Below are 14,367 nucleotides of genomic sequence, written 5' to 3'. Positions count from 1 at the left end.
AGAAAAAGCGCCGATTAGGTGTGTTGACGGCTAATCTGCTCGATCGAGCCCGCGAGCACGTCGATTCCGTGACCGATGCTGTCCTCGTCAACGTCGAACGTCGCGGTGTGGTGGCCACCGGGGTGGTCGGTGCCGACGCCGACGTAGCAGGCGGTCCCACCGTTTTCCTGTACCTTCCGCATGAGGTACGTCGCATCCTCGCTGCCGCCGAGTTCGTCGCGCTCGAGGACGCGCTCGACGCCCGACGTCGCCGCCGCGATGTCGGCGACGATCGAGACGAGTTCGTCGTCACTGGTCGCGCTCGGGGCCTCCGCGCCGGTTTCGATCGAGACCTCGCAGTCGTGCATCTCTGCAGCGCTCCGGAGGATCTGGCGCGCTCGCATCTTCATCGAATCCATGAGCGCGGTCGTCTCGCCGCGGACCTCGGCGACGATCCGGGCTTCGTCGGGGATGACGTTGGCGGCGCTGCCGCCCTCGACGACGCCCGCGTTGACCCGCGTCTTCCCGTCGTTGTGCCGGGGAATGCCATAGAGGTTCTGTACCGCCGTCGCCATCGCCTGGACGGCATTGCGCCCCTGTTCGGGGTGGCCGCCCGCGTGGGCCGACTCGCCGGTGAACTCCGCCTCGAGGTGTGACACCGCCAGAAAGCCGTCGATCCCCGCCACGATCTCGCCGGTCGGGTGGTCGAGGCCGATGTGAACCGCGAGCAAGGCGTCGACGTCCTCGATGTGTTCGCTTTCGGCCATCGACTTCCCGCCGCCGACAACCTCCTCGGCGGGCTGGAAGAAGACCTTCAGCGTCCCCGAGAAGTCGCTCTCCGCGAGTCGCTCGAGAACGCCGATCCCGATCGTCGCATGGGCATCGTGGCCGCAGGCGTGCATCGCGCCCTCGCGTTGGGAGCGAAAGCCCTCGGCCGCGGGTTTGTGGACCGGATCGTCGGATTCCCTCCGCGGGAGGCCGTCGATGTCGACCCGGAGGCCGACGGTCGGCCCTTCGCCGCGCTCGAGGACGGCGACTGCGCCCGTATAGCCTCCCTCGAGTGACTCGAGGATCTCTTCGTCGACGCCTGCAGTCCGTGCCCGTTCGTACCAGCGGGCGAGTTCGGCGTCGTCGGGGACCGCCATCCGGCGGTCGGCCGCGATGGCGTCGGGCCCGACGTGGAGGGCGGCGAGCTCGTCGCCGAGTCGGGACTTGAGTTCGTTGACGATCCGTGCGGTGGTGTAGAATTCGCGCCAGGCCGGTTCGGGGATTCGGTGGAAGTCACGGCGCAGCGACACGAGGTCGTCAGCTGTCATAGCTCCGATGTGGTCGCGAACGGTAAAAAGGGCTACTGACCCTCGCACGCCGCGACGGGGCAGGCGCGTCAGTTCCCGCGGCCTGCGCCGTGGATCTGCTCGACCTCGGCCTCGATGTGGATCGAGTCGGGGAAGTCTTGCGAGGCAATATCACGGGCGAGTTCGTCGTGGCCGTGGATCTCGAGTTCGCGGGTGAAGACGGTGTACTCCCACGAGGAAAAGCGACGCTCGTCGTCGGCGTGGAGTCGACAACGCTGTGGAACCGAGAACTTCTCGGGCGGATGAGAGTGAGGCCCCTTCAGCGCGGCCCCCTTTCGCTCGGCGGTGGTCTTGATGTCCTCGACGATGCCATCGAGCGCGGCGCGATCGCCACTCTGGAGGGTGAGACGGGTGACGAAGGTCATGGTGGTGCTGTCGAATACGTCCACGGTGGGTGCGTAAAAACCTGCTGAGACGCGCCGACGTGTGCCGCTGGCGATAAACAAGTGCAGTCGATCGACCCGCGTCAGCGTGACAATCGGATCCGGAAGCAGTGTACGCTGGACGAACAGTCCGATATTCTCTTAACGTCGCATCCGTTATCCCAGTTAATGGCAGTCGAAGCTACGAGCGCAGGCGCGATCCTCTTCCGCGATACGCGGGGCCGGCGCGAGTATCTTCTACTCAAGAGCCGCCCGGGCGACTGGGAGTTTCCCAAGGGCGGTGTCGAAGGAGATGAAGAGCTACAGCAGACGGCGATCCGCGAAGTAACGGAAGAGGCAGGTATCGAACAGTTCAGATTACTCGACGGCTTTCGCGAGGACTACGACTACGTCTTCGAGGCAAACGGCAAGACGATCCACAAGACCGTTCACCTCTTTATCGCGAAATCGTTCGAGGCCAGCGCGGAACTCTCGAACGAACACAGAGACCTCCAGTGGCGTGACTACGAACAGGCGGTCAACACCGTCACGCAGGACGGCCCGCGGGAAATCTTGGAGGAAGCCGACGAGTTCCTCGACGAACGCACGGAGGAAGACGAAGCCTAAGATCGCGAGCGAGACCGATCGAGAAGTGCTTTTGCACGCCCGGCACCAACGGCCGCTGTGACCCCATCCGCCACGGAGTTCGGGTTCGAGCTCCGGGTCTGTCGGTGGGCCGAACGCGAGTGGCCACCGGGCACCGACCTCGAGAGCGACCGCTATACGTCCGTCGTTGCCCGCCAACTGGGGACGAAGCGCCGCCGCTGGGACACCATCGTCCTCGAGTGCGACCCCGAAGCCCTCCGCCGGCGGGCGAACTTCGGCCCCGACCGACTCGACGGCGATCTGCTACACGTCGTCCGCAACGCGCCTGCAGAGTGGACGTACTATCGCGATGCCCTTCCTCATCCCGGCTACCCCTGGCGGTACGTCCGCGAATCGATCCACCGCGCCGACGACCGCGGCATCGTCGAGACCCGAAAGGATGGCACTCGCATCGAAATTCGCCGGAAGTGGGCCTACCCCGACTGGCTCAAGCGGATCGTCGCGATCGAGAACAAGCCGGACCTCGACGCGAGCGCCGCTCGCGCGCTCTCCTCGCAACTCGAGTACGACGTCGCGATGGGGCTGGCCGACGAGGTCTGGGTCGCGACCCGAACAACCGACGACCGCGTCGAACCGGTGCTCTTCGAAGACCTGCCCGTCGAGGCGGGGATCCTCGCGCTCGAGCCCGAGACGCTGGCTGCCGACGTGGCCTGGCACCCGCGAACGCTCCCGGTCGACGACCCGGGAACTAGCATCCTCGAGCGACCCGACGGCGGGAAGCGAGACGGCTCCGCGGCTCGGTTCGAGTACGTCGACCCGGAAACGAAGGCCGACAAACGGCTCGCGATCGCCGAACGCGCCTACGAGCGCGGCTGGCGCTCGTTCGCCGACACGATGCGCCCCGACTGCCGGCACTTCGAGTTGCGCGCTCGAGACGGTTCACAGGCGCTACCGTACTGCGCCGCCAAGGGTCGGTGTCAGACCGCTGCCGAGTGCGCCGGCTCCTGTGCTGATTTCGAACCCGAGCCGCCGTCTTGGCGCACCCGCGACTGGCCGATCGAGGGCGGACCGGGAAAACGGCTTAAGCGGGTGCTCGAGGAACGTCGGCGGCGACGGCGGCCGGGACTGTAGCCCGATTCGACGGCTCGAACGTGAGCCGTCAGTCGGCGACGCCGACCTCGAGGTCGTCGCGCTCGACGGCCAGCCGGAACGTTGGGACGGTGCGGTACTCGACCTCGACGACGCCCTTGCGACGCAGGCTCTGGAGCCCCGAGCGGACGTCCTCGGCCGCGGGATCGATGTCGTACTCGTCCCGGAGCTTATGCAGCACCGAGACGACGCTCTCGGACTCCTCGTCGGGGCCGGCCAGTATCGCGACGATCTGTGCCTGCAGTTCGGGGACGCGGATTTTCGAGGGGATTCCGTCGTCGGGGTCGCTTTCGACCCCCGGCTCGACGTCGACCAGATCGGCCGCCTCGGCGGTCGCCCGGATCAGGCTATTGTCGTCGCGGAAGTAGTAGTCGCCGAGCTCGTTCTCGAGGTACTGGTGGACCTCGCTGCCGCTGTCCATCCCCCAGCGTTCCTGGAGTTCGGAGTTTTTCGTCGGCTGTAGCTCCACGACGTCCGCCAACCGGTCCTGGGCCTCCTCCGAGAGCGTCATCGTCGAACCGTATGCGCATCCGGTACTTTTGCGTTGCGTCCCGCCGTGCGCTCGTGCGGCGTTTCCGGACCGGCGGACGGTTCGCGGAGAAGGGTCGGACGTGGCTTACCCACAGCGGTGTCACGTCCGATCCCGGCGAACGGACGAGGTCGAAGCGATCCTGCCGGCCCCGATCGCGCGACGAATACCGTCGCGGGGTGTGCCTTCAATCGCTCCCGACGACCGGTATCGAGGCCGTCGTCTCGAGCGTCTCCTCGACCTGCGTGTACACGAGAATTGCTCCGAGGACGGCGAGTGCACTGCCGAAGATGAACGGGACCTCGAAACCGAACCTGATCAGCACGCCCGAGGAGAGCGGGCCGGCCGCGATCCCGTAGCCGAAGGCCATCGTGAGCACTGACAGCTTCGAGCCGGACTCGCCCTCGCCGGCGAGGTCGCCCGCAAGCGCCAGCGACGGCGCGAACACCATCGCGGCCGCAACGCCTTGGGACAGCCGCGCTACGAACATCAGCGGCGATGAGAGGATAACGCCCTGCGCGAGCGTCGTCGGGATCAGCAACACCATTCCGGTGACGATGAATGGTCGGCGACCGTACCGGTCGCAGGCCCGCCCGATCGGCGTCTGGAGGGCCACCTGCGCGATGATAAACGCCGCAAACTGGAGGCCGAACCAGGTCGCGCCCTGCTCGAGGCGGGCGTTGACCTCGGGCTGGATGGTCGCGAACAGCGCGATCGACGTGGCCATGAAAAACGACGCGAGACCGAGCGTGAAGATCGGGTCGAGCAAGGTGGTGCCCGACCGATCGAGGATCGGGATCGAGAGATCCGCGCCGGCGTTCGCGGCCGTCGACTTGGGATCGGAGACGAGGATCGTCACCATGACGTAGCTCGTCGTGGCCGCGAGCGTGGCGATGTAGAACGCGGCGTCGAAACCGTCAACCGTCATCCCGCCGGGGAGCGCGTAGGGACCGCGGCTGACGACCGCGCCGGCGACGGCCGGTCCGGCTCCAAAGCCGATCAGCCGGAACGTGTTGTAGACGCCCATGTTCCCGCCGCGGTCGCCCGACGTCGCGAGTTCGTTTACCAGCGCGACCGACGACGGGATAATAAAGGCCACGCTGACCCCCTGTAGCCCGCGGATGAGAAGCAGCGAGACGTACGTCTCCGCGATGACGTAGGCGGCGTTGGTCAGCGCGAGCCCTGCGAGCCCGACCAGAATGAACGGCTTGCGCCGCCCCAGCCGATCTGACAGCCGGCCGGTGAGCGGCTGAAAGCTGCTGTTGAGAAAGCCAAAGAGCGAGAGGATAAGCCCGATGAGCAGCGATTCGCCGAGCCCGAACGCCGTTCCCTCGACGACGCCGCTGGTCACGTACAGCGGGATGACGATGATCAGAAACGAGTTGCCGATCCCGTCGGCCATCCGGGCACCCGCCAGCGCGAGTACCCGTCGGTCGACGGCAAACGGTGCAACGAGCCGATCAACGAGGCTCCGCATCGCCTCTGTCGTAGGCGACCGCGCCCGATTATAGTTTCGAACCGAAATATCGGATTCACTGACCGTCCCGGCCATCGCGGGAGAACTACAAGCACCCGGCCAGCGTCTTCCGACTCATGTCCGAAGTCAAACTCAGCCGCATCGAGTCCGTCCTCGCCGACCTCGAGTATCCAATTGCGACCGATCAGGCCGCGACCGAACTCGAGGACGTCACCCTTTTGCTTGCCGATGGAGAGCGAAACCTGGGCGAGCTCGTCGAACAAAGCGACAGCGTCCGCTTCGAGTCGGCCGACGACCTCGAGTCGGACCTCCACAACGTCCTCCCGCGCGAGGCCGTCGGCGAGCCCTACCAGTCCGAGGGCGAAGGCTAACGCCCACCGACGGCCGATCGGGGGTCCCAAACGGGTCCCTTAAGTCGCTCGACCTCCGTAGCCCGGACAACGATGGAATTCTGCGACGAATGCGGTTCGATGATGAAAGCCGACGACGGCATCTGGGAATGCGGTAGCTGCGGCTTTACGAAGCCGAAAGGCGACGCGTCCCAGTACACCGTCACCGACGCCCAGGAGGCCAGCGAGATCATCGAGTCCTCCGGCGAAACCTCGCTGCCCGAGACCGACGCCATCTGTCCCGAGTGTGGCAACGACCGCGCTCACTGGTACATGCAACAGATCCGCTCGGCCGACGAGTCCGAGACGCGCTTTTTCATCTGCACCGAGTGCGAGCACAAGTGGCGCGAGGACGACAACTAACAACCTTTTACCGAGGGACATCGCGAGCGAGGCGCTCCGTGCCTCGCTCGCGATGTCCCTCGGTAAAAGGTTGATCAAAAGCACTCCTCCCCCCCCCCTGCGGGTCGGTCGTCGGCCCGCTCGCTCCCTGACTCGCGGCCGTCGGCCGCTCGTCTTACCGCGGCGCGTAGCGCCGCGCATTCGGTCGCTCGCGGTCGGTGGCGGGGTGACGGCCTGCCCTCCCCCGGATCGCGGACTCCTCGCGATGCTCGGAGCCCGCTCTCGGCCACCGCTCACTCTGTCGATCTACTATCGACTGGTGGTTATTTATATGAAATTTCATCCAAGAAATAAAAGACGGGAATGCCAGAGAATAGAAACTCAGTCTGGGATGAGATACGATCACTAATTGGAGCACTGATTATCGCACTGATCCTCGTGTATAGCAACTCGACCTTCGGCCTTTCGTGGTATCAAATAGTGATCCTCGCCTTTGCCGTCTCGGTACTGTTTCACGAAATAATACCGAAATCGGTGGCGCGGATCCGCGAAGCGAACGACGCGTAAGTACGTGGTATACTATTCGTTGCGCGCGATCGTCAGATACCCCGTGTGACCCACGGGTGCGGTCGACGGTCTCGAGCCCCGGTCGTCGAACTGCATCTCACGTTGGATCGTCTCCCGCGTGGTGACGTTCGCTAGTCCGACCTCGCGGGCCGTTGTCGCGACTTCGCGCGTCGACTCGATGAAGGGGCTGTAGACCGCGACGAAGCCGCCGTCGACGAGCAGGTCGGGCCCGTGTTCGACCATCGCGGGCGCGTCGGCCGTATCGAGCGTGAGCACGTCGAACGACGACGGCTCGAGGTCGTCGATCTCGTCGGTCACGTCGCCAGTTCGAACGTCGACGGCGTCGGCGACGCCGCCCAGCGCCATGTTCTCGCGGGCGACGTCCGCGAATTCGGGATCTTGCTCGTAGGTCACGACCTCGGCCCCGGCCCGAGCCAGCAGGGCCGCGAGCACACCAGTTCCGGTGCCGGCGTCGAGGACGCGATCGCCGCGGGCGATCCCCGTCTCGCCGATGACGAGGCCGATATCGCGGGGGACCATCGGTGCGCCCGTCCGCTCGAAGTGGTGAAAGAGGTCCGGCCCCCGGAGCCCACGTACCTGGAACTCGTCGCCCAGATGCGTCTCTATGGTGTCACCCGACTGCACGTCCTCGGGCACCTCGAGCACGCCGAGGTCGGTCCCCTGTTCGCCGCCGGGTGCGACGAGGTACTCGCGGTCGCCACGGACGAGCAAGACCGGGACGCGGTCGTCGGTCGACGCGTCTCCGCCGTCTGCGCTATCGGTGTCGCTCACTCGAGGGATTCGACCGCCGCGGCGAGGTCGCCGTCGTTCTCCTCGAGTGCCGTGCGGGCCTCGTCCTCGCTGACGTCGGCGCGCATGGCGACGATTTCGACGTCGTCGTCGGGGATCGACGCTTCGGCTTCGCTGCCGGCGTCGTCGCTGCCGGTGGCACCGCCGGCCGACCCGGCCTCGACCTCTTCGGGTGAGCCGATGACCTGGTAGGTCTCCTGGCCGCGGGCGTCCATCTTGGTCACTTCGGCGTCGTCGAAGACGAGGTCGTACTCCTCGGTGCGGATGATGACCTCCTCGGCGTCGATGTCCTCGACGTCGATACCCATCTGTTCCATCATCTGTTCCATCTTGCGCGGATTGAGTCCGCCGCCGCCTCCTCCGAACATACTCGCTACGTCGCCGCGGGCGACCTTTTACTCTGCGGTTCAAACTTTTACGCTGCGGGCGCGGCGGAGCCACGCCCTCGGTAAAACGTTGCTGAAAAGCACTCCTCCCTCCCCTGGCTCGCGGCGTTACCGCTCGCCTCGCCGCGGCGCGTCGCGCCGCGCTTTCCGGGTCGATCGTCGGCCCGCTCGCTCGTTTCACTCGCTCGCGGTGAGCGTCGGTGAACTGCCTGCCCTTCCCCGCTGAGCGGAAGCTTGCTTCTGCGATGCTCGGAAGGGCTCGCTCTTCCGTAGGGTCGCTGGCTCCGAGCATCGCGAGGAGCCCGCTCCCGGCCAACCGCGTTTGTCTAGTTAGTTCTCTGCGGGCGCGCCTTCGCGCACGCTCACCGCCATTCCGGTCTCGAAGTCCCGGATCGCGTCGGCTGCGAGCTGGGCCGTTCCGACCGCAAGCAACTCGCCGCGCTCGTGGACCACCAGCACCTCGTCACCCGGCCGAATGTCGTCGCCGGCCTCGAGAACGAACTTTGCGAAGACGTTCTTCTCGTCGCGGACGAACGGCTCGCTTTCGTCGTCGACGACGACGCGATAGGCGGGGGCCTCGAGTGCGGCATCGAGTCGGCGACCGCCCTCGAGGCCGAGGGTGAATCGGCCGTCGGTGCCGAAGGAAACGAGCCGGCCCGCGTCGGCGTGGACCTGCTGGGGGCGGCCGGAAGTGGTGCGTTTGATCGTCAGCGATTCTGCCGGGGGGAACAGGGCCGCGCCGGCCCTCGCGCCGAACTGGTAGTCCGCGATGGTCCGGAGTTCGGACAGTCCCGCGCTGCCGTCCGTCGAGTCGCTCATCGGTCGCCGTTCGACGCGGCGGGTCGAAAGCCCTTCGACCTGTCCGCAGGTGGCTATGGTAAAAATTTACATGTGAACGGCGGAGACGACGTACTCGACCGGCCGCGAACGGACGGTCGCCGGAACGAGAATCGTACCGAGATGGTGACTGTTAAGACAATAGATTTGAAACTACCGCCAGCGATGGATGTCACACAGATCGGTCTCGGGGGTGGCCTCTTCGTACTCGGCACTCTGACGCTCGCCGGCCCGGCCACGATCGTCACGGGGCCGTTCGTCTATCTTTTGTCCGGGGCGACACTCCTCGTCACGGGCTATGCGCTGTTGCTCGGCCTCTGGCAGAACAGGCAGCCGAATTAGCCCGTCGTCGGCTCCGGATACATCGCGGGCCCGCTTCGGTCAGCGCGGCGCGAACGCGGGGCTCAAAGTAGGAACGTCTCGTGGCGTTCGCCGAGATCGAGGAACGAATCGGCTTCGGCGATCAGTTCCTCGGCCGTCGAGGACTCGAAGGACATCACCTCGACGCGGACTCCCTCGTGGCGCAGATGCGAACAAAGCCGCGAGAAGTCGCCGTCACCCGTGCAGAGAACGACCGTGTCGACGTGGTTCGCCAGCGTCACCGCGTCTAAGCTCATGCCGACGTCCCAGTCGGCCTTTTTGGTCCCATCGGCGAACGTCTTGATATCCTTGATCTTCGGTTCGAAGCCGATGTCGATCAGCGCCTCGAAGAAACTCTCCTCTTCGGGCGAGTCCGCACGGATGACGTACGCGATGGCGCGCGTCAGCTGGCGGTCTTGGACGGCCTTGTCGAGCAGGGCCGAGTAGTCGATATTGCGGCTGTAAAGGCTCTGTGCGGTATGGTAGAGGTTCTGGGCGTCGACGAGGACGGCGACGCGCTGACCGGAATGGATTTCCGTCACGTACGAGCGTATCCCGGCGAACGTAAAAAATCGCGTCGGTCGACCGTCACGCTCGAGCGAGGCGTTAGTTTCGAAGCCGTTCGATCCGCTTTTCCGTCGGCGGGTGCGTCGAGAGGATCTGCTGAAGGAGGCTTCGATCGGCGTTGAAGATACAGAGCGCGTTGACGCCGCTGTCGTCGACGGCGGACTCACGACCCTCGGCACCGGCAGAGATCTTCTCGAGGGCGCGGGCGAGGGGATCACCGCTGCCGATGTACTGCCGGGCGTCGTCGTCGGCGACGTACTCGCGATACCGCGAGATGGCCATGACAAAGAGCATGACGAGGAAGTTCGCCAGCATCGAGGCGACGTAAGCGACGATGAAGCCACCCGGATTGTCGTCGCCCAGCAACTGGACGACGATGAAGACGGCGTAGCTGACGACCGTCCCGATCGACTGGCCGAGAACCATCGTGATCGTATCGCGGTTCTTCAGGTGGGCGAGCTCGTGGGCGATGACGCCCTCGAGTTCGTCGTCCTCGAGTAGGGAGAGGAGCTCGCTCGAGACGACGACGACCCCGGCACCCTTGCGGCCGGTCGCGAAGGCGTTTGGAACGCCCATTTTGGCGACCATCAGCCGCGGCTTGTCCATGTCCATATCGTCACAGAGGGACTCGGTCATTCGATGGACGTGCTGGAACCGGGCGTCTTCGGGCATCTCCTCTGCCCCTGAGCTCCGGATCGCGAGCCACTTGCCGAGTTTGTACTGGCCGGCTGGCAGGAGGACGATACTCAGGATAAGCACCGGCACGAGCGATATTCCGAACGCGGCGGAGACGAACAGCGCCGTGGCCAGATAGAGGCCGAACAGCACAGTACCGACGACCGCCATCCGTAGCTGGAGACCTAGATCGTTCATGCGCGGTGATCAGTCGCGCGGACGGATAAACTTCGCGGCAACGAACTGTTCGCCCAGGCGACTAGTTCGTGGTGCCGGTGGCGGGTCCCCTCGACCGATCTCCGACGAACGGGGCGCTCGTTCGACCGAAGCCACAACCGATAAGGCAGTTCGCTCGAGTTTTCCGTATATGCGTCGCGTCGCTCACCCGACCGTCGGTGCCGTCGTGAGCGGCGACTGCTCTCGTTTTCCGAAACGTAAACGCGCGTGAGAGCGCTCGCGGCGGGCGTGGCACCCCCGTCCCGGGCGCGGTTCGACCGCGCACAGTCCCGTTTCACCGATCACCGACCGGCCACCGATCGGAACCGATACACCCTACCGATTGGGGGCCGACACACGACCCAACGACACACACACACTCATGACAGCAATCGACCTTTCGGGCGTCTTCCCGGCGATGTGTACGCCCTTCGACGAGGACGAACGGATCGACTTCGAAACGCTCCAGCAGGATGCCCAGCGGCTCGAGGCCGCGGGCGTCGACGGGCTCGTTCCCGTCGGCTCGACCGGCGAGTCCGCGACCCTAACCCACGACGAACACGTCCGCGTTGTCGAGGCGGTCATCGAGGCCGTCGACGACGTGCCCGTCATCGCGGGCACCGGTTCGAACAACACCCGCGAGGCCCTGGAACTCTCCGAGCGCGCCGCCGAGGCCGGCGCTGACGGCTTGCTCCTCATCTCGCCGTACTACAATAAGCCAGAACAGCGCGGCCTGATCGAACACTATCGGACGATCGCGGACGCCGTCGACCTCCCGCAGATCGTCTACAACGTCCCCTCGCGGACGGGCCGGAACATCGAGCCCGACACCGCCGTCGAACTCGCGAGCCACGAGAACATCGCGGGCTTCAAGGCCGCCAGCGGCGACCTGGGACAGATCGGCGAGATCGCCGAGCGCACCGCCGACGAGGAGTTTGCCGTCCTCTCGGGCGACGACGCGCTCACCCTGCCGACCATCTCGGTCGGCGGGACCGGGACGATCAGCGTCGCCGCGAACGTCGAACCCGCACGGACCTGCGCGATGGTCGGCGCGGCACTGGACGGCGACTACGAGCGCGCCCGTGGACTCCACCACGAACTCGGCCCACTGTTCCGCGAACTATTCGTCGAGACCAATCCGATTCCCGTCAAGGAGGCCATGCAGATCCGCGGCTACGGCTCCGCTCGCATGCGCCCGCCGCTGACCCGCCTCGCCGACGAGTACCGCGAGGGCCTCGAGGCGGTGCTTTCCGACCTCGAGCGAGACACGACCGAGGTCGCCGACGCGGCGGAGGGCGATCGATGACGGTCCGGCTCGGCGTCACCGGCGCGACGGGCCGCATGGGCCGAGAAGTGATCGCCGCCGCGACCGGGCGTGAGGACTGCGAGATCGTCTTTGCCGTCAACCGCGAGCCCGACGACGAGACGGTCGACGGCATCGCGGTCGAGCCGGCGAGCGAGTTCGACGCGCTGGTCGCCGACCGCGAGCCAACGGTCGTCGTCGACTTCACCGGCCCCGAATCGGCCGCCGACTACGCCGAGACCTGTGCCGACGCCGGCGTCGCCTTCGTCACCGGCACGACCGGCTTCGACGATGAGGGACGGGAAGCGCTCGAGGATGCCGCCGAAGACGTGGCCGTCCTCCACGCGCCGAACTTCGCCCGCGGGGTGCAGGCGCTCGTCAACGTCGTCGGCGAGGCGGTCCGGAATCTGCCCGGCTACGACGTCGAACTCGTCGAGACCCACCACAACGCCAAGCGCGACGCGCCGAGTGGCACCGCGAACCGACTACTCGAGGAGATCGAGGAAAACGGCGACCTCGACGAGCGGACGCACGGCCGCGAGGGCGAGGCACCGCGAGACGAGGCCGAGATCGGCGTTCACGCGCTTCGCGCGGGCGACATCACGGGCGAGCACGAGATCCTGCTGGCGGGCAACCACGAGGAGGTCCGGCTTACCCACCGCGCGGAGGACCGCGGCGTCTTCGCCGCGGGCGCGGTCGACGCGGCGGTCTGGATCGCTGGACAGAAGGCAGGCAGCTACGACTTTGCGGACGTGATCGCAGAATGAGCGCACTCGAGACAGAAATCGACGAGCTGTGGGAGCGCAAGCAGAACGACGAACTCACCGCCGAGACCGCCGGCGAGGACGAGTACGCGACCCTCGAGGCCTTCCTCGACGCCCTCGAGGCCGGCGAGGTCCGCGCCGCCGAGAAATCGGGCGGCGAGTGGGAGGCCAACGAGTGGGTCAAGCAGGGAATCCTGCTCAACTTCGGCCTCCGCTCGATCGAGCCCCGCGAGCACGGCGGCGTCACGTACAACGACGTGCTCCCGCTTGCCGACTCGAGCGAGTACGGCGACCGCGGGAGTCGGAACACGCCCGACGGGACGGTCGTCCGTCGCGGTGCGAACATCGGCTCGGACTGCATCCTAATGAGCCCTGCGTTCGTCAATATCGGCGCTCGCATCGGTGACGGCACCCTCGTCGATTCCTGTGATACGGTCGGCTCCTGTGCGCAGATCGGCGACAACGTGAAACTCGGCGCGAACCTCCTCATCGGGGGCGTTCTCGAGCCCGTCGAGGACGCGCCGGTCATCGTCGAGGACAACGTCTCGCTGGGCGCGGGCTGTCGGGTCACCAGTGGCTTCGTCGTCGGCGAGAACAGCGTCGTCGGCGAGAACACCCTCCTGACGCCGCGCATCCCGGTCTACGACCTCGTCGAGGAGGAAATTCTCTACGGCGAACTGCCCCCGAACCGCCGTGCGTTCACCCGCTTCGTCGAGTCTTCGATCGGCGACCACGACCTCTTCGACGGCGGCGCGTACAAGCCCGCCGTCGTCGCCACCGATCTCGAGACGGAGACGCTCGAGGCGACCGAACGCGAGGACGCGCTTCGGGAATAACCCGCGGACCACCCGAATCGCGTCGGCAGTTCCGTTATCGCCGGCGTCCGCCGACGTAGGTTACGTCGATCCGCCTCGAAAGCCGCCAAAGCAGCCAAATCCCCGGTAGCAGTGCGAGGAAGGTGAGCATGGAAATGAGTGTGCCCACTCTGGGCCACGGATCGCTTCGCTCGGCTTCGTACACCCGATAGTACGCCGTCTCTCCGTCCTCCTCGATCCGAATCGGGGTCTCCGGGACGGCAATCGCATGACTGGTGCGAGTGTCGCCGCTCCGGACGACCTCCGCGACGGCCGATGGCACGTCGTCCGACGAGACGGGACGACTGACGGATCGGAGTACCTCCTCGGGGGCCATCCGCTTTAGGGATAGCTCTACGCGGTACATGCCGCCGCGTCGGGCCGACTCGTTCGCGACATACGTCGGCTTGTAGATGGTGTCGTCAATGTGGACGTACTGATACCGATAGCGGTCCGTCGGGAGCGGCTCCGTTTTCCCCGGACTGGCGCTTTGGACCCGCGTTGGAACGGTCTGGTTCTCGAGTAGTAACCGCTCGAACGCGCAGGGGCGCGTCTCCCAAGCGCCCGAACAGGCGATCTCGTCGCTGATCGGCGTTCCGCTTGGGACGTCGGTTTCGGTAGCGTATTTGATCTCTGTCCCGTTGGTGACGACTTCGGCACGCTCGTACCGAACGTTCGGATCGCTCAGGTGCAAGGTGGGTACCCACAGCGGCGCAGCGAGTAGCCCGATCACGGCGAGAACGAGCACGGCGTCGCGACGGAGCGGCGTCAGGAAGCGATCAGCAGGCATCGATCATAGCACTTGGTGTAGGAAATATAATACTTCATATTTGAACTGCG

18 protein-coding genes are annotated in these 14,367 nt (G+C 65.8%); 8 read left to right on the top strand and 10 right to left on the bottom strand.

The features are described 5' to 3' along the window. Nucleotides 1-14: 14 nt before the first annotated feature. A complete protein-coding gene (locus tag ACJ70B_RS05840) occupies nt 15-1,295 on the bottom strand; it encodes an amidohydrolase (protein ID WP_408959475.1) in 1,281 nt (426 codons plus the stop codon). A gap of 68 nt (nt 1,296-1,363) precedes the next feature. Beyond that, nucleotides 1,364-1,699, bottom strand: coding sequence for a 30S ribosomal protein S10 (locus tag ACJ70B_RS05835; RefSeq protein ID WP_408960079.1), 336 nt, complete (start codon nt 1,697-1,699; stop codon nt 1,364-1,366). Between the two features lie 186 nt (nt 1,700-1,885). On the opposite strand from ACJ70B_RS05835, the gene ACJ70B_RS05830 reads away from it, so the two are divergent. Next, nucleotides 1,886-2,323 carry a bis(5'-nucleosyl)-tetraphosphatase gene (locus tag ACJ70B_RS05830; RefSeq protein WP_408959474.1) on the top strand — a complete coding sequence of 146 codons (438 nt, stop codon included), beginning with the start codon at nt 1,886-1,888 and terminating at the stop codon, nt 2,321-2,323. A 57-nt stretch (nt 2,324-2,380) separates the two neighbouring features. Next, on the top strand, nt 2,381-3,433 hold the full coding sequence (locus ACJ70B_RS05825; RefSeq protein ID WP_408959473.1) for a DUF5787 family protein: 1,053 nt from the start codon (nt 2,381-2,383) through the stop codon (nt 3,431-3,433). A 28-nt stretch (nt 3,434-3,461) separates the two neighbouring features. On the opposite strand, the gene ACJ70B_RS05820 is transcribed toward ACJ70B_RS05825, so the two are convergent. Both ACJ70B_RS05820 and ACJ70B_RS05815 read right to left on the bottom strand, forming a co-directional pair. After that, nucleotides 3,462-3,962 carry a DUF5797 family protein gene (locus ACJ70B_RS05820; protein WP_408959472.1) on the bottom strand — a complete coding sequence of 167 codons (501 nt, stop codon included), beginning with the start codon at nt 3,960-3,962 and terminating at the stop codon, nt 3,462-3,464. Nucleotides 3,963-4,167: 205 nt separating this feature from the next. Continuing rightward, nucleotides 4,168-5,457 (bottom strand): MFS transporter, encoded by a 1,290-nt coding sequence (locus ACJ70B_RS05815; protein WP_408959471.1) that lies wholly within the window; start codon nt 5,455-5,457, stop codon nt 4,168-4,170. A gap of 116 nt (nt 5,458-5,573) precedes the next feature. On the opposite strand from ACJ70B_RS05815, the gene ACJ70B_RS05810 reads away from it, so the two are divergent. Next, nucleotides 5,574-5,828 (top strand): hypothetical protein, encoded by a 255-nt coding sequence (locus ACJ70B_RS05810; protein ID WP_408959470.1) that lies wholly within the window; start codon nt 5,574-5,576, stop codon nt 5,826-5,828. A 72-nt stretch (nt 5,829-5,900) separates the two neighbouring features. Beyond that, on the top strand, nt 5,901-6,209 hold the full coding sequence (locus ACJ70B_RS05805; RefSeq protein ID WP_408959469.1) for a transcription factor S: 309 nt from the start codon (nt 5,901-5,903) through the stop codon (nt 6,207-6,209). Nucleotides 6,210-6,767: 558 nt separating this feature from the next. On the opposite strand, the gene ACJ70B_RS05800 is transcribed toward ACJ70B_RS05805, so the two are convergent. The 3 genes from ACJ70B_RS05800 to ACJ70B_RS05790 form a co-directional block, all read right to left on the bottom strand. Next, nucleotides 6,768-7,547: a methyltransferase domain-containing protein gene (locus tag ACJ70B_RS05800; protein WP_408959468.1), complete on the bottom strand. Its 780-nt coding sequence runs from the start codon at nt 7,545-7,547 to the stop codon at nt 6,768-6,770. Continuing rightward, entirely contained in the window at nt 7,544-7,933 is a 390-nt protein-coding gene (locus ACJ70B_RS05795) for a nascent polypeptide-associated complex protein (protein WP_408959467.1), read from the bottom strand. Before ACJ70B_RS05795 ends, ACJ70B_RS05800 begins: the two co-directional genes overlap by 4 nt. A gap of 348 nt (nt 7,934-8,281) precedes the next feature. Then, on the bottom strand, nt 8,282-8,770 hold the full coding sequence (locus tag ACJ70B_RS05790) for a PUA domain-containing protein (RefSeq protein WP_408959466.1): 489 nt from the start codon (nt 8,768-8,770) through the stop codon (nt 8,282-8,284). Between the two features lie 183 nt (nt 8,771-8,953). On the opposite strand from ACJ70B_RS05790, the gene ACJ70B_RS05785 reads away from it, so the two are divergent. Further along, a complete protein-coding gene (locus tag ACJ70B_RS05785) occupies nt 8,954-9,130 on the top strand; it encodes a hypothetical protein (protein ID WP_408959465.1) in 177 nt (58 codons plus the stop codon). Nucleotides 9,131-9,192: 62 nt separating this feature from the next. Here ACJ70B_RS05785 and ACJ70B_RS05780 read toward each other — a convergent pair whose 3' ends face one another. Both ACJ70B_RS05780 and ACJ70B_RS05775 read right to left on the bottom strand, forming a co-directional pair. Next, nucleotides 9,193-9,690: an NYN domain-containing protein gene (locus ACJ70B_RS05780; RefSeq protein WP_408959464.1), complete on the bottom strand. Its 498-nt coding sequence runs from the start codon at nt 9,688-9,690 to the stop codon at nt 9,193-9,195. Between the two features lie 64 nt (nt 9,691-9,754). Then, nucleotides 9,755-10,588, bottom strand: a complete 834-nt coding sequence (locus ACJ70B_RS05775) for a M48 family metallopeptidase (RefSeq protein ID WP_408959463.1) — start codon at nt 10,586-10,588, stop codon at nt 9,755-9,757. A gap of 400 nt (nt 10,589-10,988) precedes the next feature. Between ACJ70B_RS05775 and dapA the strand changes: the two genes are divergently transcribed. From dapA to ACJ70B_RS05760, 3 genes are read left to right on the top strand one after another with little or no spacing between them, the layout of a single operon-like run. Further along, nucleotides 10,989-11,912 carry a 4-hydroxy-tetrahydrodipicolinate synthase gene (gene dapA / locus ACJ70B_RS05770; protein ID WP_408959462.1) on the top strand — a complete coding sequence of 308 codons (924 nt, stop codon included), beginning with the start codon at nt 10,989-10,991 and terminating at the stop codon, nt 11,910-11,912. Beyond that, nucleotides 11,909-12,676: a 4-hydroxy-tetrahydrodipicolinate reductase gene (dapB, locus tag ACJ70B_RS05765; protein ID WP_408959461.1), complete on the top strand. Its 768-nt coding sequence runs from the start codon at nt 11,909-11,911 to the stop codon at nt 12,674-12,676. Before dapA ends, dapB begins: the two co-directional genes overlap by 4 nt. Then, nucleotides 12,673-13,509, top strand: coding sequence for a 2,3,4,5-tetrahydropyridine-2,6-dicarboxylate N-succinyltransferase (locus tag ACJ70B_RS05760; protein WP_408959460.1), 837 nt, complete (start codon nt 12,673-12,675; stop codon nt 13,507-13,509). Before dapB ends, ACJ70B_RS05760 begins: the two co-directional genes overlap by 4 nt. A gap of 34 nt (nt 13,510-13,543) precedes the next feature. Here ACJ70B_RS05760 and ACJ70B_RS05755 read toward each other — a convergent pair whose 3' ends face one another. Continuing rightward, the gene (locus tag ACJ70B_RS05755; protein ID WP_408959459.1) at nt 13,544-14,317 is read right to left on the bottom strand and encodes a hypothetical protein; all 774 of its coding nucleotides are present in this window, start codon (nt 14,315-14,317) and stop codon (nt 13,544-13,546) included. Nucleotides 14,318-14,367 lie beyond the last annotated feature (50 nt).

The organism is Natrinema sp. 74, assembly GCF_046097095.1.
In the GTDB taxonomy this organism is placed as follows: Archaea; Halobacteriota; Halobacteria; order Halobacteriales; family Natrialbaceae; genus Natrinema.
The sequence above is the reverse complement of the archived record's forward strand: the minus strand, read 5'-3'. Positions and strand labels throughout refer to the sequence as shown.